General features: G+C 44.7%; 23 protein-coding genes. 21 read left to right on the top strand and 2 right to left on the bottom strand.

Translation table 11 applies throughout. The features are described from left to right. The first annotated feature begins 81 nt into the window (after positions 1 to 81). The 4 genes from fabG (at position 82) to rnc (ending at position 3220) form a co-directional block, all read left to right on the top strand. Positions 82 to 831: a 3-oxoacyl-[acyl-carrier-protein] reductase gene (gene fabG / locus NST85_RS11750; protein ID WP_307402146.1), complete on the top strand. Its 750-nt coding sequence runs from the start codon at positions 82 to 84 to the stop codon at positions 829 to 831. Between the two features lie 66 nt (positions 832 to 897). Continuing rightward, complete coding sequence (gene acpP, locus NST85_RS11755; protein WP_019638123.1) at positions 898 to 1131, top strand: acyl carrier protein; 234 nt, start codon at positions 898 to 900, stop codon at positions 1129 to 1131. Positions 1132 to 1260: 129 nt separating this feature from the next. Then, entirely contained in the window at positions 1261 to 2499 is a 1239-nt protein-coding gene (gene fabF, locus NST85_RS11760; RefSeq protein WP_341189393.1) for a beta-ketoacyl-ACP synthase II, read from the top strand. 13 nt (positions 2500 to 2512) lie between these two features. After that, a complete protein-coding gene (gene rnc, locus NST85_RS11765; protein WP_127191819.1) occupies positions 2513 to 3220 on the top strand; it encodes a ribonuclease III in 708 nt (235 codons plus the stop codon). Between the two features lie 62 nt (positions 3221 to 3282). Here the strand turns inward: rnc and NST85_RS11770 are convergent, their stop codons facing one another. After that, positions 3283 to 4707 (bottom strand): serine hydrolase, encoded by a 1425-nt coding sequence (locus NST85_RS11770; RefSeq protein ID WP_341189394.1) that lies wholly within the window; start codon positions 4705 to 4707, stop codon positions 3283 to 3285. A gap of 190 nt (positions 4708 to 4897) precedes the next feature. On the opposite strand from NST85_RS11770, the gene smc reads away from it, so the two are divergent. The 17 genes from smc to NST85_RS11855 all read left to right on the top strand — a co-directional run bounded on the left by smc (position 4898) and on the right by NST85_RS11855 (position 22510). Beyond that, positions 4898 to 8470 carry a chromosome segregation protein SMC gene (smc, locus tag NST85_RS11775; protein WP_127191817.1) on the top strand — a complete coding sequence of 1191 codons (3573 nt, stop codon included), beginning with the start codon at positions 4898 to 4900 and terminating at the stop codon, positions 8468 to 8470. A 617-nt stretch (positions 8471 to 9087) separates the two neighbouring features. Continuing rightward, on the top strand, positions 9088 to 10083 hold the full coding sequence (gene ftsY / locus NST85_RS11780; protein ID WP_127191816.1) for a signal recognition particle-docking protein FtsY: 996 nt from the start codon (positions 9088 to 9090) through the stop codon (positions 10081 to 10083). 36 nt (positions 10084 to 10119) lie between these two features. After that, positions 10120 to 10764: a PAQR family membrane homeostasis protein TrhA gene (gene trhA / locus NST85_RS11785; protein WP_127191815.1), complete on the top strand. Its 645-nt coding sequence runs from the start codon at positions 10120 to 10122 to the stop codon at positions 10762 to 10764. Between the two features lie 126 nt (positions 10765 to 10890). Continuing rightward, on the top strand, positions 10891 to 11244 hold the full coding sequence (locus NST85_RS11790; protein ID WP_127191814.1) for a putative DNA-binding protein: 354 nt from the start codon (positions 10891 to 10893) through the stop codon (positions 11242 to 11244). 46 nt (positions 11245 to 11290) lie between these two features. Then, positions 11291 to 12670 carry a signal recognition particle protein gene (ffh, locus tag NST85_RS11795; protein ID WP_127191813.1) on the top strand — a complete coding sequence of 460 codons (1380 nt, stop codon included), beginning with the start codon at positions 11291 to 11293 and terminating at the stop codon, positions 12668 to 12670. Between the two features lie 53 nt (positions 12671 to 12723). After that, positions 12724 to 12996, top strand: coding sequence for a 30S ribosomal protein S16 (gene rpsP, locus NST85_RS11800; protein ID WP_127191812.1), 273 nt, complete (start codon positions 12724 to 12726; stop codon positions 12994 to 12996). A gap of 22 nt (positions 12997 to 13018) precedes the next feature. Then, positions 13019 to 13249, top strand: coding sequence for a KH domain-containing protein (locus NST85_RS11805; protein WP_127191811.1), 231 nt, complete (start codon positions 13019 to 13021; stop codon positions 13247 to 13249). 177 nt (positions 13250 to 13426) lie between these two features. Further along, a complete protein-coding gene (gene rimM / locus NST85_RS11810; RefSeq protein WP_341189395.1) occupies positions 13427 to 13945 on the top strand; it encodes a ribosome maturation factor RimM in 519 nt (172 codons plus the stop codon). Positions 13946 to 13947: 2 nt separating this feature from the next. Further along, positions 13948 to 14733: a tRNA (guanosine(37)-N1)-methyltransferase TrmD gene (gene trmD / locus NST85_RS11815; RefSeq protein ID WP_341189396.1), complete on the top strand. Its 786-nt coding sequence runs from the start codon at positions 13948 to 13950 to the stop codon at positions 14731 to 14733. A gap of 598 nt (positions 14734 to 15331) precedes the next feature. After that, positions 15332 to 15676, top strand: a complete 345-nt coding sequence (rplS, locus tag NST85_RS11820; RefSeq protein ID WP_341189397.1) for a 50S ribosomal protein L19 — start codon at positions 15332 to 15334, stop codon at positions 15674 to 15676. Between the two features lie 103 nt (positions 15677 to 15779). Continuing rightward, complete coding sequence (gene lepB / locus NST85_RS11825; protein ID WP_341189398.1) at positions 15780 to 16403, top strand: signal peptidase I; 624 nt, start codon at positions 15780 to 15782, stop codon at positions 16401 to 16403. 46 nt (positions 16404 to 16449) lie between these two features. Next, entirely contained in the window at positions 16450 to 17313 is an 864-nt protein-coding gene (gene ylqF / locus NST85_RS11830) for a ribosome biogenesis GTPase YlqF (RefSeq protein WP_127191806.1), read from the top strand. A gap of 148 nt (positions 17314 to 17461) precedes the next feature. Then, on the top strand, positions 17462 to 18400 hold the full coding sequence (locus NST85_RS11835; protein ID WP_370877744.1) for an MraY family glycosyltransferase: 939 nt from the start codon (positions 17462 to 17464) through the stop codon (positions 18398 to 18400). Between the two features lie 714 nt (positions 18401 to 19114). After that, positions 19115 to 19732, top strand: a complete 618-nt coding sequence (locus NST85_RS11840; protein WP_127191804.1) for a ribonuclease HII — start codon at positions 19115 to 19117, stop codon at positions 19730 to 19732. Between the two features lie 57 nt (positions 19733 to 19789). After that, complete coding sequence (locus NST85_RS11845; RefSeq protein ID WP_341189399.1) at positions 19790 to 21823, top strand: flagellar hook-length control protein FliK; 2034 nt, start codon at positions 19790 to 19792, stop codon at positions 21821 to 21823. Then, on the top strand, positions 21820 to 22128 hold the full coding sequence (locus NST85_RS11850; RefSeq protein WP_127191802.1) for an EscU/YscU/HrcU family type III secretion system export apparatus switch protein: 309 nt from the start codon (positions 21820 to 21822) through the stop codon (positions 22126 to 22128). Before NST85_RS11845 ends, NST85_RS11850 begins: the two co-directional genes overlap by 4 nt. Further along, on the top strand, positions 22118 to 22510 hold the full coding sequence (locus tag NST85_RS11855; RefSeq protein ID WP_341189400.1) for a YraN family protein: 393 nt from the start codon (positions 22118 to 22120) through the stop codon (positions 22508 to 22510). Before NST85_RS11850 ends, NST85_RS11855 begins: the two co-directional genes overlap by 11 nt. 152 nt (positions 22511 to 22662) lie before the next feature. On the opposite strand, the gene NST85_RS11860 is transcribed toward NST85_RS11855, so the two are convergent. Continuing rightward, positions 22663 to 24243 (bottom strand): YifB family Mg chelatase-like AAA ATPase, encoded by a 1581-nt coding sequence (locus NST85_RS11860; RefSeq protein WP_341189401.1) that lies wholly within the window; start codon positions 24241 to 24243, stop codon positions 22663 to 22665. Between the last annotated feature and the right edge of the window lie 105 nt (positions 24244 to 24348).

A 24348-nucleotide genomic window follows, 5' to 3' on the forward strand; every position in this document is an offset into this window, starting at 1 on the left:
CGCTATCGTAGCAATCAAAATGAATAGTTAAACTATTTTAACAGTTAGCTTAAAGTTGACTTTAGGAAAGGAGGGGAAATTATGACGAAACCACTACAAGGTCAAACGGCATTAGTAACTGGAGCATCACGAGGCATTGGGCGTGGTATTGCCCTTGCGCTTGCTGAAGCTGGTGCTGATGTTTGCGTGAATTATGCAGGAAATGAAGCAGCTGCAGCGCAAGTTGTGAGTGAAATTGAGGCGCTTGGAGTCAAAGCTTATGCTGTTAAGGCACATGTCGGAAACAGCGAGCAATTTGATGACATGGTGAAGGGGATCATCGATAATTGGGGTCGAATTGACATTCTAGTGAATAACGCTGGCATTACAAGGGATAATCTAATTATGCGGATGAAAGAAGCAGAATTTGATGATGTCATTGAGACGAATCTCAAAGGCGTGTTTAACGGTATCAAAGCTGTGACCCGTCCCATGATGAAACAACGTTCTGGTCGAATTATTAACATTTCATCGGTTGTTGGTGTGCTAGGTAATGCAGGACAAGCGAACTATGTTGCGGCTAAAGCAGGAGTGATTGGGCTAACTAAAGCCTCTGCACGCGAGCTGGCTTCACGTAATATTACTGTCAATTGTATTGCTCCCGGATTTATCGAGACGGATATGACGGATGAACTGCCTGAAGAGCTGCGGCAGGGTCTACTAAGCGGTATTCCATTGGCTCGGCTAGGCCGACCTGAAGAAATTGCCAAGGTTGCTCTGTTCCTAGCGTCTGACAGTGCATCTTATATGACAGGCCAGACATTGCATGTTGATGGCGGGATGTATATGTGAAATTGAATCTCGCTTCTGGCATTTTAACTTTAATTCTCGTATAATACCATGGAGGAGGTGAACCGGATGTCCGATGTATTAGAGCGTGTAAAACGCATTGTTGTGGATCGCCTCGGCGCTGATGAAGCCGAAGTTACCCTTGAAGCGTCTTTCAAAGATGACTTGGGAGCTGATTCGCTCGATGTTGTAGAATTAGTAATGGAATTGGAAGATGAATTTGATCTGGAAATTTCAGATGAAGATGCAGAGAAGATTACGACCGTAGGTGAAGTTGTTAACTACATACAATCTCATACCTAAAGTCATTTCGAGTCCCGTACCTCCATATAAGCAGGCGGGACTTCTCCTCATCTAGGCAAAGAATTTTTGTTGTTGTTGACACAGTTTATTTTTAATATTACACATGAAGTCTATATGAGGTGAATGTGTTTGAAGCATAGAGTAGTGGTAACTGGTATGGGGGTTGTAACTTCCCTTGGAAATGATTTAGATACGTTCTGGGATAACCTAGTACAAGGTAAATCAGGTGTGTCGCTTATTGATGCATTCGATGTTAGTGGGTACACTACTCGAATTGCGGCAGAGGTTAAAGATTTTAACCCTGATGATTACATTGATCGTAAAGAAGCGCGAAAAATGGACCGTTTTGTGCAGTTTGCAACTACAGCTGCATTCAGCGCTCTGAAAGATAGCGGTTTAAATATCGCCGAGCAAACCGATCCAGAACGCGTAGGCGTGATGATTGGTTCAGGTATCGGTGGTCTTGGAACTTTAGAAGATCAACACAGTATTTTGTTAGAAAAAGGACCTAGACGGGTCAGCCCTTTCTTCATTCCGATGATGATTGCAAATATGGCTTCCGGTCATGTGTCGATTCTTACAGGGGCAAAAGGCCCTAATAGTACAACAGTTACGGCCTGCGCGACCGGAACTCATTCCATCGGCGATTCGTACAGAACGATTATGAATGGTGATGCCGACGTAATGATTTGCGGCGGTGCGGAAGCGACGATTCGTCCGACCGGGGTGGCTGGTTTTTGCTCTATGAGAGCTATGTCAACACGTAATGACGAACCGGAGAGAGCAAGCCGTCCATTTGATTCGGAGCGCGATGGTTTCGTTATGGGCGAAGGTGCCGGAATTCTAATTCTAGAGTCACTCGAACATGCACAAAAACGTGGTGCCAAGATTTACGCTGAAGTCATCGGTTATGGGTTAAGTGCAGATGCTCACCATATGACGGATCCTGATCCGGATGGGGCTTCACGTGCAATGAAAATGGCCCTTCGTTCTGCAGGGATTGAGCCAGAGGAAGTAGATTACATTAATGCTCATGGTACATCTACACCTCCAGGGGATCGTTCGGAGACGACAGCAATTAAGTGGACCTTTGGCGATCATGCTTATAAGCTAGCTGTAAGCTCAACGAAATCAATGACAGGTCATTTGCTTGGAGCTGCAGGCGGTGTAGAGGCTGTTATTTGTGGGCTTACACTTCAGAATGGAATTATTGCTCCAACTATTAATCTGGAGAATCCGGATCCTGATTGCGATTTGGATTATGTTCCAAATGAAGCCAGACACAGTGATGTTAAAGTTGCGATGTCTAACTCTTTCGGATTTGGTGGGCATAATGCCACGATCATTCTGAAGAAATTCGAAGCATAAGGGAGTAAGTCTGTTGAGTGGAGATCTGAAGCAACTACAGAACAAACTTCAAATTGTATTCCAAAATAAAGGACTATTGAAACAGGCCTTTACCCATGCATCTTACGTGAACGAACATCGATTCAGTCAAAATGAGGATAACGAGCGTCTTGAATTTCTTGGTGACGCCGTCCTTGAATTGACGGTCTCGGAGCATTTATATCAACTATTCCCAGATCGACCAGAAGGTGAACTGACGAAGCTTCGTGCTGCGATTGTGTGTGAGCCCTCTCTGGTCAAGTTTGCGGAAAGCCTACAGTTTGGACAATATGTTCTGCTAGGTAAAGGTGAGGAGCTAACAGGGGGGCGAACTCGCCCCGCACTGTTGGCGGATGTATTCGAATCATTTGTAGGTGCGTTATATTTGGATCAAGGTTTGGATGCGGTCGTCGCTTTCCTTCATAGTTATGTTTTTTCTCAGTTCACTTTAAATGGTAGATTACAGACAACTGATTTTAAGACGGAATTACAGGAGTTAACCCAACATCACAATATGGGTATTCTTGAGTATCGTGTTATCGAAGAGCGGGGACCCGCTCATGAACGAGAGTTTGTCTCGGAAGTGTTCATGGAAGGTCTTGCACTTGGTCGGGGATCTGGACGTTCCAAGAAGGAAGCCGAACAGCAGGCTGCTGCTGTGGCGCTGGATCGGTTGAAGACAACACAAGAAAACAAACAATGAAATACGAAGTCCCCGTCTCTAATGAGTTCAAATTAGAGGCGGGGACTTTGTATGTTTAGGAATTAGTGAACGTTGTCTCGCACACCGTCGAGTAGATTCAGCATATCCATACCGGCATGGTTACCAAGTAGAATGATGGTAATGCCACCATCAGGTTCTCTTGAAAGGCCTGTAGAGTATCCTGTTCCGCTACCGTTATGAAAGACGATCTTATCGCCATCAAGGTTTTTAATCATCCATCCGTATCCATAATTTTTACTTGAATAAGGAGTGAACATCTGCTCAAGAGATTCTTGACTAAGTAATTGCTCGGTGTTTAGCGCATTATCCCACTTCAGAAGATCATCAACCGTAGAATATAGGGTGCCGGTTCCAGATTGTGAGACGTAATAGTCGGCTAGCTTCCATTGTCCTTTTGACTCCACATAACCTTTGGTGATGTTCTTAGTTGGAGTAGCTTCACCCGTGTGTGTCATTCCAAGTGGACTTATAAATGACTGATTCAGATATTCACCATAGCTAGTTCCGGATGTATGCTCAATGATGTAGGCAAGTAGCACATAACCACCATTGCTGTACTTGAAGTCAGTGCCTGGCTTGAAATTGAGATTTTTTTTCTTAAGCTCATCTACGGTCTGTTGAAGAGTCATACCTTTTGTTCGTGTGAAATTGGCTGGCGCACCAGATGTATGCGAGAGTAGCATATGTAACGTAATTTCTTTCCCACCAGGGAAACCAGGAACATAAGTCTCTAAAGTATCGTCTAGTCGTAATTTTCCTTCCTCAGTTAACTTCATGATCGCAGCAGCCGTAAAAGATTTGGTTAATGAAGCGATTCGCGTTTCTTTGTCGGGGCGGTTCAGTTTGTTCTCATCCCCATAGCCATAACCTTTGCGTAGGAGAACCTCGCCGTTCTTGGCCACGAGTACCATTCCTGAATAGCCTTGTGTTTTTAAATAATTGTCCACGTCTTCGGTTTCCTTAGTTAACATTGAAACCGGATCCTGTGAAATATCGATTGTTTTAACGGGTTGAGTTGTATATTTGACAGTGGCCTTTAGCGCATCGGCTAACGACTTGAGAGGCACCATCGTGGTTCCTTGTCTAGTTAGGGAAACAGAGGGAGCTTGAAGTTTATATCCATTTACATCGAAGACAGCTGTTCCTGGTCGATGTAGTATGATGTCGCCATGAATGTTCAATTCTGACGCGCGATTTGCTGTATTCCATCGTATAGTTGCTCCAAGTAATTGTGCAGTTTCCCGCAGGGGGACATAGGTTGTTCCGTTAAGTACGAAAGGAGTAGTTGACCATTCCGGGATGCTGCCTTCTATCGACACTTCTATTGGAATTTCTCTAGCCAACTGGGTTTGACTTTGACTGGCTTGGACGGAAGCGGGAGCTACCCACATCGTGCAAATCGATATCATTGCTGCCGATAATACAGAAGAGAGTACACGCACGGTGTTATGCTGCAATTTGTTCATTATCATGGGCTCCTTTTGATGTAAAAAATAGTGTGGGAAGGCTTACAAGTTTGTTGTTTACCACACTAGCAAACCCGAAGATAGTTTTCAAGGGCGATAGAGTAGAAAAAGTAAGGTATAGGTGATTTCTTAGCATGTTCCATAGTGCTTTTAGTATGTTACAATAGTCTTTAGAGGTGATCGTGAACGTATGTTTTTGAAACGGATTGAGCTATCAGGTTTTAAATCTTTTGCCGACAAGACGGAAATGGAATTCGTACGCGGTATAACCGCCGTAGTTGGCCCCAATGGTAGTGGTAAGAGTAACATTTCCGATGGTATCCGCTGGGTTCTTGGGGAACAAAGTGCGAAATCACTACGCGGCGGGAAAATGGAAGACATTATTTTTGCGGGCAGTGATGCTCGTAAAGCGGTGAATTATGGGGAGGTCTCTCTTACTCTTGATAATACCGATCATGTGTTGCCGCTAGATTTTAATGAAGTAACGGTGACCAGACGGGTTCATCGAAGTGGTGACAGTGAATATTTGATCAATAAACAATCCTGTCGACTTAAGGATATTACCGAACTTTTTATGGATACGGGTATCGGCAAAGAAGCCTACTCGATTATCGGACAAGGCCGAATTGAAGAGATTCTTAGTACGCGGTCCGAAGATCGGCGGGGTATTTTTGAGGAAGCTTCAGGTATTGTGAAATATAAGAGCCGCAAACGGGATGCTCGACGCAAATTAGACGAAACGGAAACGAATTTGCTGCGTATTCATGATCTTGTCAGTGAGTTGGAAGACCAAATTAATCCACTCAAGGAACAATCAGAGAAAGCATTGCGGTACAAAGATTTACGTGAGCAGTTGAAGAATAAGGAAATTTCCCTATATGTGTATCAGATCGAGCAGATTCACGAATCCTGGAGCGAAGCAAATGGCGTGTTGGCCACGTTACAGGAAGAGCAGCTAGCATTGTCTACGGTAGTATCTGCACATGATGCTAAGCTAGAGAGTGACCGGCTGGCATTGCGTCAATTGGAAGATCAAATCGAGATTTTACAAGGACAATTGCTAGAATATAGTGAGAGTTTCGAGAAAAGTGAAGGTTATGGAGAGGTACTGAAAGAGCGTGCCAAGAACTTAACTCAGAACCGGGATCAACTACAGAAGTCCTTATCTGTGAGTGAAGAGCGTTATACTCAGCGTGATGAAGAATTGAATGTGCTGGCCGAAAAATTTGCTGAAGCAGAGAAACGGTTGAAGGAACTGCAGACTGAGCTTTCAGCAGAGGAAGCAAAGCTTCTCGGAGTAACGGGAGGCATTAGCCAGGCGCAAGAAGAAGCTCTCAAAGGCCAATTACTTGAAGTTATGAATCAAATGGCACAAGCCCGCAATGAGATCCACTATACCGAGCAGCAAAAGGAAGGCGTTCTACGCCGGATGTCGCGTTCGGAAGAAGAAGGCACCAAATGGCGAGATGAACTCGAGCGCTTAAAAGGAAAGAAAAGCGAACTGGAGCAAGTTCTCGAAGTACTCAGTAAAGAAATTGCTAGTCTGCGTGGTAAATATATATCAGAAAGTGAACGTTACCAGTCGCTACAGAAGCTTACAGAAGATAATCAGAATGGAATTCGTAAATGGGAGCAGAAGCGTGAAGGTCTAGTATCTCGTCGTGATACGATGAAGGAAATGGAAGATGACTTTGACGGTTTTGTACTTGGTGTCAAAGAAGTTTTGAAAGCTTCGCGTAAATCGGCTCTTAGTGGTGTTCATGGAGCTGTGGCCGAGTTAATTCGTGTACCGGAGAAATTAGAATTAGCAGTAGAGACTGCTCTTGGTGCAGCAATGCAACATATCGTAATGGAGAATGAGACGGTCTCTCGGCAAGCCATTGCATTTCTGAAGCAGCGCCAACTGGGTCGGGCTACTTTCCTACCACTTGATGTTATCCGGCCACGGCAAATATCTGCTTCAGATAAGAAGCTCATGGAGGATGCAGAGGGCTTTGTAGGTATTGGGGCTGAATTGGTTAATTACGATGCTCGTTACGCTGATATTGTAGGCAGTTTGCTAGGTAATGTAGTATTTGCTAGCGATCTGGAATGTGCGAACAAAATGGCTGCGCGTTGTCAGTATCGATTCCGAATCGTTACGTTAGAGGGGGATGTCGTTAACGCAGGCGGTTCCATGACGGGAGGCAGTCAGCATCGCAAGAACAGTAATTTGCTAGGGCGCAAACGTCAGTTGGATCAACTTGCGACGGATATAGCTGAGAGTGATGACATGCTCGGTAAGTTGCGCAAGAGCTTGATTGATGTGCGCGAGCAAATGGAGCGTTCCGAAGGCGAACTAGAAAACTTGCGTACAGCCGGTGACCTTAAGCGGTCGGAAGAACAGACGGTGGCGAGCGAACTGAAGCAAGTGGAGCATGAATGGAGACATGTCTCGGAGCAATTTGAACTTTATGGTCAAGAAAAGGGTCATTACCTTAAAGAATTAGAAGAGCTCGAGAAAGCAAAGGTAGCAGCTGCTGCCAAACAGGTTGAACTGGAGAAAGAAGAACAAGCGATCCATCAATCGATTCATGCGGCTGAATTTGCTCGCAAAGCGAATGAGTCAGCCAAGGAAGAACTTCAAGATCTATTGACCGGACTCAAGGTCCGTGAGGGCAAGCTAGAACAAGAATGCTTCTCTCTTCGTGACCAATTACGTCGTTCTGAAGAAGATTGTGGTATTCAACAAGGTGAGTTGGAGCAGAATCAGAAAATTTTGCAATCCATCGAAGCTGATTTGAAGCATAATGAGCTTGAGACCGTTAAGCAACGCGAAGATATGAACGATCTTAAGCTAAAGAAAAACCGGACAAGTGAAAAACTCGAGATGGAGCGTGCTTCTCGGATTGTGCTGGTTAAGAAGCTTGAAGATGGCGAAAGTGAAACCAAAGAGCAGCGGCTTGAATTAAAAGCTGTGGAAGATAAGCTGCGTCAAATCGAAATTCAAGCGAATCGTCTGGATGTGGAACTCGATAACATCCTGCGTAAGCTCAGCGAGGAATATGAACTGAGTTTTGAATTAGCGAAACAGCGTTATGCGGTACCAGATGATATCCCACAAGTACAGGCCGACGTGAAGGAATTGAAGCGAAGTATCACATCGCTTGGGGATGTCAATCTGGGAGCTATAGAGGAGTATGCACGTGTATCTGAACGGTATGAATTCCTCAACGAGCAGAAGGATGACCTGATCGAAGCGAAGACGACATTGTATCAAGTGATTCGTGAAATGGATGAGGAAATGTCCAAACGATTCAAAGTGACCTTTGATGCCATTCGCCGTGAGTTCGGTATCGTATTTTCGAAGCTATTTGGTGGTGGGAGTGCAGATCTCATCCTGCTCGATCAGGAAAATCTGCTAGAGACAGGGATTGACATCGTAGCCCAACCTCCAGGTAAGAAGCAGCAAAACTTACAGCTCCTTTCTGGTGGAGAACGTGCTTTAACCGCTATGGCATTGCTATTCGCCATCCTACAAGTTAAGCCCGTTCCGTTCTGTGTGCTTGACGAAGTTGAAGCAGCACTTGATGAAGCGAACGTAATCCGTTTCGCACAGTACCTACGTGAATTCTCGGAGCAGACCCAGTTCATCGTCGTGACTCACCGTAAAGGAACGATGGAAGAAGCTGACGTTCTCTACGGAGTCACCATGGAAGAGGGCGGAGTCTCCAAACTCGTCTCTGTCAGATTGGAAGACGAAGAAACCGTGGAAATTGCCTGACCCGTTCGAGTCTGTCATAATTAATACAACATAGACTCAGCATATCGCATACTTAGTAAATTCATATGTGCATGTGAGTAGCTGTATTATATTATGCAGTTACTTACATGCATTGTTGTTAACTACATTGCCTTAACGATCGTGTTGTATCTTGAAGCGTATCCCCGAAGGGGACAGCGCTACATTGCACGAAGTAGCTATGATTGCCCTAAAAGCTCTAAGAACTTCAAGCGTATCCCCCAAAGGGGACAGCGACACATTGCACGAAGTGGTAATGTAGCAATTGCCCTTGCGGGAGCACAGTAGTAAAGCGTGCCCGAAGGGCGACAAGCGACTCATAGCAGAGAGCCGTCAAGGGAGCGCCGAAAGCAGCAGGATTATCCAACATGTTTAACTGGTAACACGGGGGCGCCAAAAGTAAGACGTACCCGAAGGGGGAAAAGCGTACCTCGTACCAACATAAAGCGCATCCCCAAAGGGGACAGCGTGCAGGAGCGCCTCTCTCCCTCCCACATTCACATTAAAAGCGGGAGTCCAGAGGACAGCAGGCCCTTGGGGGCCCTCCCTTACGATAAGGGAGGGTTTGGGAGGGATGGGAAAATCGAAGGAGGAAAACCATGAGTTTCTTCAAGAAACTGAAAGAAAGTATCGCAGCAAAAACCGAGTCAGTCACTAAACAATTTAAAGATGGATTAGAAAAAAGTCGTAAAGGGTTTGTCGAAAAAGTTACGGATCTAATTAGTCGCCACAAAAAAATAGACGAGGAATTTTTCGAAGAGTTGGAAGAGATCTTAATCGGAGCTGATGTCGGTGTAAACACTGTACTCAAGCTAATTGATGATTTGCGTGTAGAAGTGAAACGTCAGCGAATTGAGGATGCAGCGGCGTTACAACCGATTCTTTCTGAGAAACTGACAGAATTGCTACGTGGCGACGAAGACAGAGAACTGAATCTGAATCCGGACGGTATTACCGTGATTCTATTCGTCGGCGTGAATGGAGTCGGGAAAACGACAACGATTGGTAAACTTGCTCATTTCTATAAACAACAAGGTAAGAAAGTTATTATGGCAGCTGGAGATACGTTCCGTGCCGGTGCGATTGAGCAACTTGAAGTATGGGGTAAGCGAGTTGGTGTTGATGTCATTAAGCAACAGTCGGGATCTGACCCAGCGGCAGTTATGTTTGATGCCGTACAGGCAGCCAAACAGCGGGGTGCAGACATTCTGTTATGTGATACGGCTGGCCGGTTACAGAACAAGTCGAACCTTATGGAAGAACTGAACAAGATTTATCGTGTTATTCAGCGGGAAATTCCCGGTGCACCTCACGAAGTGCTGATGGTACTTGATGCTACAACGGGACAAAATGCACTAAGTCAGGCCAAAATGTTTGGTGAGAAGAGCGGTGTGACAGGTCTGGTTCTAACCAAATTGGATGGTACGGCCAAGGGTGGTATTGTCATCGCAATCCGTCAGGAACTAAGCCTACCCGTTAAATTTGTTGGACTTGGTGAAAAGATGGATGATTTGCAACCATTTGATTCAGAACAATTCGTCCATGGACTGTTTGCTGGTCTGATTCGAGACAATGAGGTAGCGGAAGAGGAATAATTCTCTTCTTCTCTTCACTAATTAGGAGGTGATAGCATGGCCAATACACATACTTATCCACGTAGAGAGGAAGTTGCTAATGCAATTACTCATGGAATTGGTGCAGTGCTTAGTTTGGCAGGTCTCGTGCTGCTGATTGTATTCTCCAGCCTCAAAGGAACAGCGTGGCATGTTGTTACTTTTACAATTTATGGAGTCAGCATGTTGCTACTGTATGCAAGCTCTACATTGGTTCACAGCTTTAAGGAAGGTAAAGTGAAGGATTTGTTTGAATTTTTCGATCATTCCTCCATTTATATTTTTATTGCTGGGACATATACACCTTTTATGCTGGTGGCTGTTCGAGGAACGCTAGGATGGAGTCTCTTTGGAGTTGTTTGGGGGATTGCTATCTTTGGAGTGTTGTTCAAAGCATTCTTCGTTAAAAAGTTCTTGTTCATGTCGACAATCTTTTATCTCATTATGGGGTGGTTGATTGTGATTGCATGGGGACCGTTAACGGCGTCGGTACCTTTTGAGGGAATTGTATTGCTAATCACGGGAGGTATTCTATATTCATTGGGTACCGTATTCTATGTTTGGAGAGCTTTCCCATACCACCATGCGGTGTGGCATCTGTTCGTGTTAGCGGCGAGTATTACTCATTTCTTTGCGATAATACTGTATCTGTTGCCGAGCTAATAAACAAAATTTTTGAGGTTAAAAGGATGTTAAGGGATTTCACTTGACATCCTACTTTTCTATAGGTTATGATAAGGGTCGTTGGTACGCTGTAAAGTGTTTTTCCTTGACGGAGGGAGTGCCCATATGAGTCAAGAGAATAAGCTTGAGAAGACTAATCGGATCAACCTGTTGTTTGATTTCTATGAGACATTGCTGACTGAAAAACAGCAAACGTTCCTTAAATATTATTTTCATGATGATTTCTCGCTTGGTGAAATTGCAGGAGAGTTTGAAATCAGCCGTCAGGCCGTTTACGAGCATATCAAACGTGCTGAAGGGATGCTTGAAGTATACGAAGAGAAGCTTGGATTACTTCAGAAGCATGAAGAACGGTGTGTATTACTTGCTAAGTTAGAAGAACTGTTGAATAATACCGAAATGTCACATTTACATAAAGAAACAATAAAGAACCTGCTCCGTCAGGCGGAGCAATTATAATATGAATTATTAGGGAAGTTAACTTTAAGACGGAGGTGACGGATAAATGGCATTTGAAGGATTGACGAGCCGGTTGCAAGGTGTATTTAGCAAATTGCGTGGAAAAGGCAAAGTATCGGAAGACGATGTGAATGCAGCGATGCGGGAAGTACGCCTCGCGCTGCTTGAAGCGGACGTCAACTTTAAAGTGGTCAAGGATTTTATCGCCAAAGTGAAAGAAAAATCCGTTGGCAGTGAGGTAATGGACAGCTTCACACCAGGCATGGTCATCATCGATATCGTGAATAAAGAGTTGACCGAACTGATGGGTGGTAGCCAAGCCAAGTTGGCCAAGAACAACCGTCCACCGACTGTAGTCCTGATGGCGGGTCTACAAGGTGCTGGTAAGACGACCACTTCGGCTAAATTAGCCAAGTTACTCCTTAAAGGTAATCACAGACCACTGCTTGTAGCAGGTGATATTTACCGTCCAGCTGCAATCAAACAGTTGCAAGTGCTTGGAGAGCAGATTAATGTACCGGTATTTACTTTGCCAGAAGGCAATAGTCCGGTAGAGATTGCACGGCAGGCGCTCCAGCATGCTAAAGATCACGGTAATGACTACTTGCTTATCGATACTGCAGGTCGCTTGCATGTTGATGAAGAGTTAATGGAAGAACTTCGTCAAATTCATGAAGTAACTAAACCTGATGAAGTATTGCTTGTGGTAGATGCTATGACTGGACAAGATGCTGTTAATGTGGCTGAAAGCTTCAATCAGCAGCTTCAATTAACCGGTGTGATCCTAACCAAGCTAGATGGTGATACCCGCGGTGGTGCGGCACTGTCAGTTAAAGCTGTTACCGGTTGCCCGATTAAGTTTGCAGCGCTTGGTGAGAAGATCGATGCACTTGAACCTTTTCATCCTGAACGTATGGCCTCCCGAATTCTCGGTATGGGCGATATGCTCTCCCTAATTGAGAAAGCTCAGGCGGGGATAGACGTTGAGAAAGCTAAGGAAATGGAACGGAAGATGCGTAATGCAGAATTTACGTTCGATGATTTCCTGGAGCAGATGGCTCAGGTTAAGAAGCTTGGACCGATCGATCAGATCATGGATATGATCCCTGGTATGGGTAAGATGAAGCAAATGAAGGACGTTAAGGTTGATGAGAAACAGATGGACCGAGTTGAGGCGATCGTTCATTCTATGACGAAACAGGAGAAACAAAATCCTGACATGATCAACCAGAGCCGTCGTAAGCGGATTGCTGCTGGTAGCGGTACGACACTTGCGGATGTAAATCGTCTGATCAAACAGTTTGATGAAATGCGCCGGATGATGAAGCAATTCTCAGATATGATGGGCCCTAAAGGAAAAGGCTCCAAAATGATGAAGCAATTGCAAGGTAAAGCTGGCAAAGGTATGAAGTTTCCATTCCGTTAATCCGGATGAAATGATAGCATTAAAATTTTGATTCTTTGAAGGAGGTGAATTTCGTGGCAGTTCGTATTCGTTTGAAACGTATTGGTGCTCATAAAGCTCCTTTCTACCGTATCGTGGTATCGAATTCTCGTTCCCCGCGTGACGGCCGTTTTATCGAGGAAATTGGTTACTATAACCCGGTTGCAGAACCGGCAGTAGTGAACATCGATGAAGAGAAGGCGTTGAAATGGTTGCAAGAAGGTGCGCAAGCATCTGATACAGTTCGCAACTTGCTTAGCAAAGCAGGCGTAATGAAGAAATTTCATGAGCTTAGACAGCAAAAATAATTGCTGATTCGGAGGGTCTCTTATGGAACAATTAGTCGGCGTTATTGCGAAGGCTCTTGTTGATCATCCGGACGATGTCCGTGTGGAAGTAGTGGAGAAAGAACACCTGATTGTATATGAACTGACCGTTCATCCTGATGATGTGGGTAAAGTGATTGGCAAGCAGGGAAGAATCGCCAAGGCGCTCCGCACGGTTGTGGCATCGGCAGCCGTAAAGATGGACAAACGGGTTACCGTGGACATCATGTCTTAATGATATACGAAAGAGGGTTAGGATGCTGTCCTAGCCCTTTTTCGTACATGCTGAAGCAGGGAGCAACCGGATTAAGAGGAATTCAATTAGCCTGGCCGCTAATATGTGTTATATAACGGGCTATAATAAGAAACTATAAATACGTTGAAAATACATTGAAGGGTGGAGGAGGGTGTTATGTCTGAATCATTACTGACGGTTGGAAAGATCGTAAATACACACGGAATCCGGGGCGAGTTAAAAGTGCTCTTAAATACAGATTTTCCGGAAGTGCGATTTGCGCCTAAAAGCCGCCTCTTAATAGTTGATGCTGAGAAGAAAACAAAAATTGAAGTTACTGTAGTTTCTGCACGCTCCAATAATGGAACATATATCGTCAAGTTTGAGGGTTTCGACAATATAAACGATGTAGAGAAGTATAAGGGAACCGAATTGAAAGTTCCTAAAGAGCAGGCGGTTGAGTTGTCGGAGAATGAATATTATTACCACGAAATTATCGGTTGCCGTGTCGTGAGCGATGAAGATGAGGATCTTGGTGTGATTGAGGAGATTCTGCGTCCAGGGGCAAATGATGTATGGGTGGTGAAGTTACCTTCTGGAAAGCAACTTCTTCTTCCGGTTATTGATGATGTAGTACTTGACGTGGATGTGCAGAATAAACTCGTGAAGGTTCACCTGATGGAAGGACTGTTATAAAAATGCGCATGGATGTCCTGACCTTGTTTCCTGAGATGTTTGAAGGCGTATTCAATAGCAGTATTCTTGGTAAAGCACAGGAGAAAGGCATTGTATCTCTGAATGCGATTAATTTCCGAGAATATTCAGGGAACAAGCACAATAGGGTGGACGACACGCCATACGGTGGAGGCGGGGGGATGGTACTGAAGGCGGAGCCGATCTTTTCGGCTGTGGAAGATGTACTATCCCGAAGGAAAGAGGAGTTGGATTCGGCAATAGAATCATCCTCTCCCCCGCGAGTCATCTTGATGTGTCCTCAAGGGGAGAAGTTTACTCAAAAGAAAGCAGAAGAGCTGGCGCAGGAAGACCATCTTGTCTTTATTTGTGGTCATTATGAAGGTTATGATGAACGGATTCGTGAGTACCTTGTGACCGATGAATTGTCGATTGGTGACTATGTCTTGACTGGTGGCGAATTACCTGCAATGGTAATCATCGACAGTGTCGCACGTTTGCTACCTGGAGTACTTGGTAATGAGAATAGTGCCGTAAGTGATTCTTTTAGCACTGGCTTACTTGAATATCCACATTATACACGTCCTGCTGAATTTCGCGGCTGGAAAGTACCTGATATACTGCTCAGTGGACATCACGCTAATGTCGAGGAATGGCGGCGTAGAGAAGCGCTACGACGGACTTGGCTGCGTCGACCTGATCTACTAGATCATGTGGAATTATCCCCACAGGATCGAAAATGGCTGGTGCAATTTGAAGTAGAACATGAGAATGAAGTAGATCCGAATTAATTAGTCTATATACGTACACTCAAGAACCGTGATATATGCGGTTCTTTTTATTATTTTGAAGAGGATAAGCACATTATTGATACTTCGGGAATAAGATAACATATTGTCTTTATTAATTCATGAGGTGCATATGGACTCCTATTGGGTAATAACTTAATGAAGGCTTGAACTAATTACTTGAAGTGATTTGTTAAAGTTGAGTAGGAGGAAGTAACGAATGGAACATTTGGAACAACAAGAGCAACAAACACAAGAGAACGGGCACAAGGAAGAGGATCGTATAAGAACGGTTGATGATATTCTGAATTATTATGCGGGTCAAAATAACTAAGCTAAATATTTCTTAAAATTAGTGACGGATGCTGATATCATAAATTTACCCAAAATTTGAATGTAACTTCTTCAGAGGAGTAGCCATAACATGCACAATTCGTCCAGTAAAAAGACAATAATGAGTCAAATGCCTTGATATGCTGATGAAAGTATGGTAAAATTGCTTTTGTTGTGAATTCGGTGGTCCGCTGCGGATAATGAAGGAGAAGAACATGAGTTTCTCTGGAAGAGGCAAGAACACCTGAGTGGAAGGAGGAAGTCATATATGAATATTTTACAAGCGATTACGCAAGAACAACTTCGCAAAGATATTCCGAGTTTTCGTCCTGGGGACACTTTGAAAGTGTTCGTTAAGGTTATTGAAGGAACTCGTGAACGTGTCCAATTGTTTGAAGGTGTCGTTATCAAGCGTCATGGCGGTGGAATCAGTGAAACCTTTACTGTTCGTAAAATTTCGAATGGTGTAGGTGTGGAAAGAGCTTTCCCAATCCATTCCCCAAAAATCGAAAAGATCGAAGTATCTCGTCGCGGTAAAGTGCGTCGTGCTAAGTTGTACTATCTTCGTGAACTTCGTGGTAAAGCAGCAAGAATTAAAGAAGCGCGTCGTTAATTCATTAACGATCAAGGGGAGCTTGTATTTATTCAAGCTCCTTTATTATTTTTAGAAACCGAATTTTGTTACATATTTTATGACAAAGAGAGGTTACCGATCTATGGAGCAGCAATTTCAACAGGAGCATTCGGGCCATTCGGGAACTCCCCAAGACCCGCCCAAGAAACAGAAAAATGAGGCGATAGAGTGGTTGAAAGCCATCGTAATCGCTGTTGCGTTGGTTCTGCTGATTCGCTGGATTTTCTTCGCTCCATTTATAGTAGACGGTCCGTCGATGCAGCCGAATTTTCATACCGGCGAAAGAATCATCGTCAACAAAATTCTGTATGATGTCAGACAACCAGAGCATGGAGAGGTCATTGTTTTTCATGTACCATCTGAAGGCCGTGATTTTATAAAACGGGTCATCGGGGTTCCTGGTGATACGGTAAAAGTCGAAGGCGATACCATTACGGTTAATGGAAATGTGGTTGATGAGACATACATTAAAGAAGCCGTAGATGAGAAGCATAATAATAATGAACTGTACAATACCGAAGCTAACTTCCCGAATGAACAGTTTCAAGATGGCAAGGTACCTGAGGGTCACGTATTTGTACTAGGTGATAATCGTTCTAACAGTACGGATAGCAGACGTATTGGATTTGTACCTTTTGAAGATATTGTTGGGCGTGCGGATTTAGTTTTCTGGCCCCTTAAAGATATGAAATTTGTCTCACACTAATGTAATTCGAAAGAAGAGCATAAACGGGAACTAGAGGTGAAAAAATATGACAATTCAATGGTTTCCCGGGCATATGACCAGAGCTCGCCGTCAGATTCAGGATAAGCTGAAGCTTATTGATGTGGTAATCGAGCTGCTTGATGCTCGTCTTCCATTGTCCAGCAGAAATCCGATGATCGACGACATCTTACAGAACAAACCACGCTTAATTGTGTTGAACAAAGCAGACTTGGCAGATGCTTCTGTAACACGCGAATGGATTGAGTACTTTAAGAATGAAGGGCATCTAACGATTGCAGCGGATGCTTCAAGCGGTCAAGGGATTAAGGAAATTTCTCAGCTTGCGAAACAACTGCTGAAGGACAAGATCGACAGACAGATCGCGAAGGGTATTAACCCACGGGCAGTGCGTGCGCTTATCGTTGGAATTCCGAATGTAGGTAAATCCACATTGATCAATCGGCTGGCTGGACGCAATATTGCAGCTACGGGCGATCGCCCTGGGGTTACGAAAGGGCAGCAGTGGATTAAAGTGGGCACAGACATGGAATTGCTGGATACACCAGGGATTTTGTGGCCGAAGTTTGAAGACCAGAATGTGGGTTATCGACTTGCTGTTACTGGTGCAATCAAAGAAGAGATTCTTAATGTTGAGGATATTGCCTTCTTTGCTGTAAAGTATTTGTCCAAGTATTATTGGCCACGCATGCAAGAACGGTTCGATTTAGGGGAGCAACCCCGAGATTTTGATACGCCAGATGAGATCGTAGCCATAATGGAAGCGATCGGTCGTAAACGTGGCTGTATTGTAAGCGGAGGGCGTGTCGACCTAGAGAAAGCATCTTCATTGTTCTTGCGTGAATTACGAGCAGGTAAAATGGGAACTTTTTCGATGGAAGCACCATTTTAAATCATGTTGACCGTCCACCTGATAGTGGGCGGTCATTCTATTTTACAGAGAGACATTCATAGGGAATATCGACAATTTTCTCAGGAGAATGTATAATCGTGTTGATTATATATGATGGGGTGTTATTATTTTATATTTAATTTCGTTCGTGTTGTCGTTTCTTATTGTATATATACTTATTCCACCTTTTGCTAAATTGGCATTTCGGATTGATTTCGTAGATAAGCCGCGGAAGGATGTAGAGCGCAAGCTGCATCGTGAACCGATCCCACTTACAGCGAGTTATGTTATTTTTATTGGTTTTTTTGTTACGTATTTAATCATTGGTAGAGAGTTTAATATGGAAACGTTAGCTATATTTATTGGTGGAATGATGTTGCTCATTATTGGTACTCTTGACGACTGGTACAAGACGAAAGGCAAAGATTTTCCGGCTCTTCCCAAACTGGTAGTTCAAATTATGGCAGCAGTAGTTGTATATGCTTCGGGTATTTCATTTACGGGATTTGTTAACCCATTTTCAGGCGAATATGTACTTCTTCCCGGGATATTACAGTTTTTATTAACTATATTGTGGATTTTCGGTGTAACTACGGTTATAAATTTCTCAGATGGTTTGGATGGACTAGCTGGGGGGCTCTCTGCAATTTCGGCGATTACGCTATTCATCGTAGCCATAACCAAAGGGCAATCAAATTCAGCGATTATGGCCATTATTCTCGTCGGTGTAACCCTTGCCTACTTGCGATATAACAAGGCACCTGCAAAAATTTTTATGGGTGATGCAGGGGCAACGTTTGTCGGTTTTATATTAGCTGTTATCGCGCTGGACGGAGCATTCAAGCAAGCCACGGTATTATCGCTGTTTATTCCTGTTCTTGCGCTAGGTGTTCCGATTTTTGATAATTTGTTTGTTATCATCAAGCGTTTTTCACAAGGAAAATCGATTTATGTGGCAGATGCAAGTCAAGTGCATTACCGGTTACTCCGCGCAGGATTGACGCATCGGCAAACAGTCATGATTCTTTGGTTAATTAGTACTTGTCTCAGTTTATCATCGATTATATTACTGCTAATTCAAACTTAAAGAATGTTCCCGCTGTAGTAGACGGGGCAATCAAAAAAATTCAGCGCGCGTCGATATTTTATCGGTGCGCGCTGTTTAAATTCGGTTTGAAAGCTGTTGATCATATCCGGCATCTACGAAGGTGAAGATTCTATATTCAATATTTGATCGAAATTTCATCTAGATTTCATCTAGATGGAATTACTACTGCTAAATTGCTAAAGAAACCATTTTTTTCTTCAATTAAATGGAATAGCTCCAGTTAATTGAACCATCTCCATCTCATTTTCATGAAAGAGACTAATTTTGATGGAGATATTCCAGTTAAGTCACTTTTGGTAGGAAATAATTCATATTAGATGGAGAAATTCCTTTTAATCATTTTCACCGCATCTGTTATGCCAATGTTTCAGTTAATCAAGATAAACTCTATAAGAATAAAGGTGTTATGCCGATAATAGGGTTATAGACAAGAACTCTACCACTTGATAATTTTGTTCAAGATAAGTAAGATTTAAAGAGGTTTTTGGTATACCAATACTTACGAAGTAAGTTTTGTACGTAGAAGAGTCGTTGAAGTAAAGCTAACAAAACTAAGCGAATGCTTACGATGTAAGTTTTGTACGAAGATGAATCATTGAAGTAAAGCTAACAAAACTAGTGGATGCTTACGATGTAAGTTTTGTACGAAGATGAATCATTGAAGTAAAGCTAACAAAACTTTTAGGAGGAACTATGAGTGATTTGCTGACTTATGAGAGGGAGTATTGGCCCTTATATTCAAATATAGCTGGTATTGATGAGGTGGGGCGAGGATGCCTGTTCGGAGATGTTGTAGCCGCTGCGGTTATTTTGCCAGAGGGTCTTATACTAGAAGGTGTAAATGATTCTAAGAAATTAAGCCCGAAGAAACGCGATTTATTATACGATATGATTATGGAGCATGCCCTGGCAGTGGGGGTTGGGCTAGTAGACTCAGAAATGATAGACCGAATCAATATCAAGCAAGCGGCAAGGCTGGCAATGAAGCAGGCAGTAGAACAACTTAAGGTTACTCCTGATTTTTTGCTAATTGATGCAGAGAAGGTGGATGTGAAAATTCCACAGTTGTCTGTAATTAAAGGAGATGCAAACAGTCAATCGATTGCAGCCGCTTCGATAGTCGCTAAAGTAACGAGGGATCGACTTTGCGAAGGAGAATGGGACGCGCTTTATCCAGAGTATGGAATCGCCATACATAAGGGGTATGCTACGAAGTTACATCGCGAACAAATCTTAGCTTTTGGGGCGACGCCTATGCATCGCAAAAGCTTTTTAACTAATTTATTTCTTCAGGAGCAAACTTTGTTCTAAGAGCCCGCCATTGTTAAGGCGGGTTTTCATATAAATCTGTCTGTGAGGGGTGAGTTGATGAATATTGGACCACTGGTCCGTAGCCTGGTGGGAGATACCAAGGCTGGGACACCAAAGACTTTGGAATTAAAGACAGGTCAAGTCGTTAGGGGTACCGTGCTAAGTGTTTCTGACGACGGCCAGGAGGCGGTTATTCAAGTTCAGGGTGTGAAGCTTCACGCAACATTGGAAACCCCGCTGCAACCTGGACAGACGACGCTACTTCAAGTACAACAACCAAGTGAAGAAGGATTGACGGTCCTGAAACCGATGGGGTCACTTTCTGGGACGCAAATGTCGGCGACTTCTTTAGGTGAGGTTCTGAAGACGCTGGGTCTGGAGAATACCGCTTCTAACCGGGAAATGATAAGTCAGATGCAGGCTAACGGGTTACCGTTAACGAAAGAGAGTGTCTCGCAAGTTCTACAGACGTTAGTACACAAGCCGGTGGAGGTTCCACTTTCGGAATGGATTCAAGCTGCAGGCATTGCTAATGGCAGAGGATTACCTATAACGGGAGAGACCGTGGCAGGATTGCATCAGGCAGTATTTGGACCACCACTTCATGAGTTGTTATCTTCCCTTGAAGAAGGGATAGCTAATTTATTACGTCAGGATGTAATGAATGGTGCAAAAGCAGATGTAGCAGGAGGGCGTGGAGCTGTAGGGAATACATTGACAGCTCCGAATGGGGATAATCTGCTCACTCAAAATAATATTTCAGCTGAAGCGTCCTCGGCTAAAGCGGCGACAGCTACAGGTGCTAATGGTGCTTCAATGAATGCTTCATCAACAGCTGGCGCAAATGCATTGTTTCTTCAAGGTGCGTTAGGTGGGGAGAAGAGCGCTGAAAGTTTATTAGTGAAATTACAGAATGTATTGCTTGAATTACGTGCGGCTGTTCCACAGGAAGCTTTAGCTAGATCTGGTGCGGATCTAAAGGGAGCGGGAATAATAAAGCCGGGGGCGAACTCGCAGGCAGACATGACAAACCCGCAGGCTGGAATGACAAGATCTGGGGCGGACCCGCAAGCAACGGGTCCGGCAGGTAGTGCTGCCGCCGGGAATTCCCCGGCGGGAAGCAGCCAGGCCGCTGCCAGCGCAGCAGCGGCAGCACCAGCGCCTGCGGCGCCAGGTGAAGCGGGCCAGTTGGCCGCTTCACCAAGCACGCGTCCCACCACGGAGGCGGAGCCGTGGGTGGGACGCGTGCTGAAGCTGCTCGGTGCGGAGCACGAGCAGCAGTCGCTGCGCGCGGCTGCGCCTAGCGCGCCGGCGACGGGGTCAGCGCCGCTTGCCGCAGGCGCGGCGCCTCAAGCCACCGCCGGGGGCGCGAATGCGCCCGGCGGGGCCACTGCCGCCGCCACAGACGATGGCGTGGCGGCACCAAACACGCCAGCCGCCACGCTCCCGCTTGGCGGTGCAGACAAAGCCGCAGCCACTACAGCGGCTTTGAATCCGGCGCTACTAGATAATGCGCCGGATGTCGTGGCAAGCACAGGTGCAGCCAAAGAGACGCTGAAGGGACTCCTGCTGCAGATTGCTGCAGCGGATGATATACCAGCTCCCTTGCAAGAAGCAGCACGTCAATTGATTCATCAGTTGACTGGACAGCAATTACTTCTTAATACAGACCGAACCTCGCCCTTTGCTCAAGTGACCATGTTCCTGCCCTTTTTTGGACCGGATGGACAGCAAACCGCTTCCGTTCATATTGAATCGAGACGTGGCCATAAAGGGGAAATGGATCCTGCTAATTGTCGGCTGTGGTTTGACCTGCAAATGAAAGCATTGGGACAAATTATGGTCGATGTACAAGTGGCTGATAAGAAGGTTCTATTGAAAATATACAGTGAACATGAAGCTACCGGCGCCTTTCTTGAATCAAGACAAGACGAAATTGAGGGTGCACTTGAAGCCACGGGCTATCGTTTGCTTTCGATGAAAGCAGAACCGTTAATTCAGCCTGATAGTGAAGAAAGTGTAGGAAGCGAATTAGGTTTGTCGGTTTCTTATACACCGACTCCTTATAAAGGGGTGGACTACCGGGTATGAGCGAGCACAAGGAAGAACGTTCCCTCGCTTTCAAAAGAGCTGTGGCTTTGAGATATGAGCCCTCGAAGAGTGAAGCTCCTGTTGTTATCGCTAAGGGTCGTGGGCTTTTAGCGGAGAGGATCATGGAGAAGGCAAAGGAGCATGGGATTCCAGTACAAGAGGATCCCGCTCTAGTTGAAGTGCTCTCTAAGCTCGATTTGGATCAACAAATTCCACCTGAGTTGTATTCTTTGGTAGCTGAAATCCTCAGTTTCATCTATCGTTCCGACAAATTTGCGGAAAGAAGGGCGTCTCGTGAGGGATGATTTTAAGCATGCATCAATACCAGATGGACGCAAAGCCAGAGGGCAATTAGCCGAGCAAGCAGCGGCGGATTACTTAATCGCTCAAGGATATGAGATCGTTGAGAGAAACTGGCGTTGCCGTTCTGGTGAGATTGATCTAATCGCCCTACAAGATGACGTAATAGTTATTGTGGAAGTTCGTAGCCGCAGTAGTTATGCGTCGTCTTTTGGCACGCCGTCTGAATCCATAACGGTTCGTAAAATGAAGCAGGTCCGTGATACCACGGCCGTGTATTTACATAGTGTTCGGAAAAGTAACGCTAACATACGTTTTGACGTAATGGCTATTACTTTTGAACGAGATGACAGCTTAACCTTAGAACATATTATTGCAGCATTTTAGCGGACTTTTATTAATAGTAAATAGTCAATATACGATGATTAAATTATACTTCGATCTATACCATCTACTGTTTCCATACAGCGCTGAATATGTTTTTGGTCCGAATTAAACCCGCCTATGTTTATGGAATGAACTTGCCCCTGCCCCTACACTTACACCAAATCCCTGTTTCGTCGATCAAGCTGACGATATTGGATCGCCTCAGCTATATGATTCGTTGCAATGAAGTCCTTCCCTTCAAGGTCAGCAATCGTTCGGGATAGTTTGATGATTCGGTCGTAGGCTCGCATGCTGAGTCCCAGCGCTTCAAAGGATGATTTCAATAGTAATTCTGCTTCCCGGCTCAGATTGGCAAATTTACGGAGTGTGCTTCCAGATAACTCGCTGTTATGCGAGAAGGGCTGGCCTTTGTATCGCTGCAATTGAATTTCTCCGGCTGCATATACTTCGCTTCTCATTTCAGCACTGGTAAGCGGGTTGCTATCGTTCTGCCAATCGGCAGGGCGAGGAACTTCTACATGCATGTCGATTCGATCTAATAGAGGACCCGAGATGCGTTCGCGGTATTGAGCAATACGAAAAGGGCTACATGTACACATAGGCAGCGGGGGTTCTGAACCCAAGTAACCGCACGGACACGGATTTAATGAAGAAGCAAGTAAAAAATGGGCTGGAAAGGTAAAAGATGCCCGTGAACGGCTTATCGTAACCTTATGCTCCTCTAGCGGCTGACGCAACACTTCGAGAACATTTCGCGAAAATTCAGGCAACTCGTCTAGGAACAACACACCTTGATGGGCAAGACTAACCTCACCGGGCTTTGGAATACCCCCACCACCAATCAACCCGCCAGCAGAAATCGTATGATGAGGTGAGCGAAAAGGACGACGTGTGATCAATCCACTCTCGGATCCTTTGAATTTCCCTGCGGAGCTATAAATCTTGGTGACCTCGAGTGATTCCTCTTGCGAGAGCGGGGGGAGAATAGAAGGTAGCCGACGGATGAGCATCGTTTTTCCAGTGCCTGGTGGACCAATCAGCATGATGTTATGCATGCCAGCTGCAGCGATGGTTAGAGCCCTTTTGACATGGCGCTGTCCAAGGACATCACTGTAATCCTCAATAGATTCCTCTACACACGTGAAAGGACGAGGATGCTTTGTCCTGTTGATTTCAAGATGGGCTAGTGAATCTAGAACAAGCGGGGACATCTTTTGAGTTGTTTGGTTAGTAAGTAAAGGCGGAAGATCATTTAAATGTCGTAGTCCATAGACCTTCATACCCTCAATGAGCAATGCCTCTTCTGCATTGTCAGCTGGCAAGAGCACAGAGTTAATCCCCTGGCGAAAAGCATGATCTACCATCGGCAATACACCACGAACTGGACGTAATGCTCCATCGAGAGATAGTTCCCCAATAATAAGAAGTCGTTCGCTGGGCGGAAGAATGACTTGATCACTAGTAGCAAGAATACCAAGTGCTATTGCCAAGTCGAAGGCTGAGCCCTCTTTCCGGAGATCAGCAGGTGCTAGGTTGATCGTGACCCGTTGCAAGGGAAAAGTATACCCACAATTTTTGACGGCTGCTCGCACTCTATCCACGGCTTCTCTCACAGCTGAATCTGGTAATCCTACGATACTCGTCTGGGGAATGCCACTCGACAAGTCTACTTCAACTTCAATCATTACCCCATCAATACCATATAAACACGCACTGTATAATCTTCCATACATAACAAAAAAACACCCCTTCTTCTGATTCTGCTCATAGTGATTTAGAACTCACCGAACGAGAGATACAGAGGTGCTTCCTCATGAGTATTGTCTTTGACCGTATTC

The organism is Paenibacillus sp. FSL K6-2524 (assembly GCF_038005525.1).
Lineage (GTDB): Bacteria > Bacillota > Bacilli > Paenibacillales > Paenibacillaceae > Fontibacillus > Fontibacillus anaericanus.

Excerpts from the sequence above, each read along its gene's own strand:
- NST85_RS11860 (WP_341189401.1), bottom strand. The coding sequence starts at position 24,243 with ATGTATGGAAGATTATACAGTGCGTGTTTATATGGTATTGATGGGGTA.
- trhA (WP_127191815.1), top strand. The coding sequence starts at position 10,120 with ATGGCCAATACACATACTTATCCACGTAGAGAGGAAGTTGCTAATGCA.
- acpP (WP_019638123.1), top strand. The coding sequence starts at position 898 with ATGTCCGATGTATTAGAGCGTGTAAAACGCATTGTTGTGGATCGCCTC.
- NST85_RS11840 (WP_127191804.1), top strand. The coding sequence starts at position 19,115 with ATGAGTGATTTGCTGACTTATGAGAGGGAGTATTGGCCCTTATATTCA.
- NST85_RS11850 (WP_127191802.1), top strand. The coding sequence starts at position 21,820 with ATGAGCGAGCACAAGGAAGAACGTTCCCTCGCTTTCAAAAGAGCTGTG.
- trmD (WP_341189396.1), top strand. The coding sequence starts at position 13,948 with ATGCGCATGGATGTCCTGACCTTGTTTCCTGAGATGTTTGAAGGCGTA.
- smc (WP_127191817.1), top strand. The coding sequence starts at position 4,898 with ATGTTTTTGAAACGGATTGAGCTATCAGGTTTTAAATCTTTTGCCGAC.
- NST85_RS11770 (WP_341189394.1), bottom strand. The coding sequence starts at position 4,707 with ATGAACAAATTGCAGCATAACACCGTGCGTGTACTCTCTTCTGTATTA.
- lepB (WP_341189398.1), top strand. The coding sequence starts at position 15,780 with ATGGAGCAGCAATTTCAACAGGAGCATTCGGGCCATTCGGGAACTCCC.
- NST85_RS11845 (WP_341189399.1), top strand. The coding sequence starts at position 19,790 with ATGAATATTGGACCACTGGTCCGTAGCCTGGTGGGAGATACCAAGGCT.
- NST85_RS11790 (WP_127191814.1), top strand. The coding sequence starts at position 10,891 with ATGAGTCAAGAGAATAAGCTTGAGAAGACTAATCGGATCAACCTGTTG.
- rplS (WP_341189397.1), top strand. The coding sequence starts at position 15,332 with ATGAATATTTTACAAGCGATTACGCAAGAACAACTTCGCAAAGATATT.
- NST85_RS11805 (WP_127191811.1), top strand. The coding sequence starts at position 13,019 with ATGGAACAATTAGTCGGCGTTATTGCGAAGGCTCTTGTTGATCATCCG.
- fabG (WP_307402146.1), top strand. The coding sequence starts at position 82 with ATGACGAAACCACTACAAGGTCAAACGGCATTAGTAACTGGAGCATCA.
- ylqF (WP_127191806.1), top strand. The coding sequence starts at position 16,450 with ATGACAATTCAATGGTTTCCCGGGCATATGACCAGAGCTCGCCGTCAG.
- ffh (WP_127191813.1), top strand. The coding sequence starts at position 11,291 with ATGGCATTTGAAGGATTGACGAGCCGGTTGCAAGGTGTATTTAGCAAA.
- ftsY (WP_127191816.1), top strand. The coding sequence starts at position 9,088 with ATGAGTTTCTTCAAGAAACTGAAAGAAAGTATCGCAGCAAAAACCGAG.
- rimM (WP_341189395.1), top strand. The coding sequence starts at position 13,427 with ATGTCTGAATCATTACTGACGGTTGGAAAGATCGTAAATACACACGGA.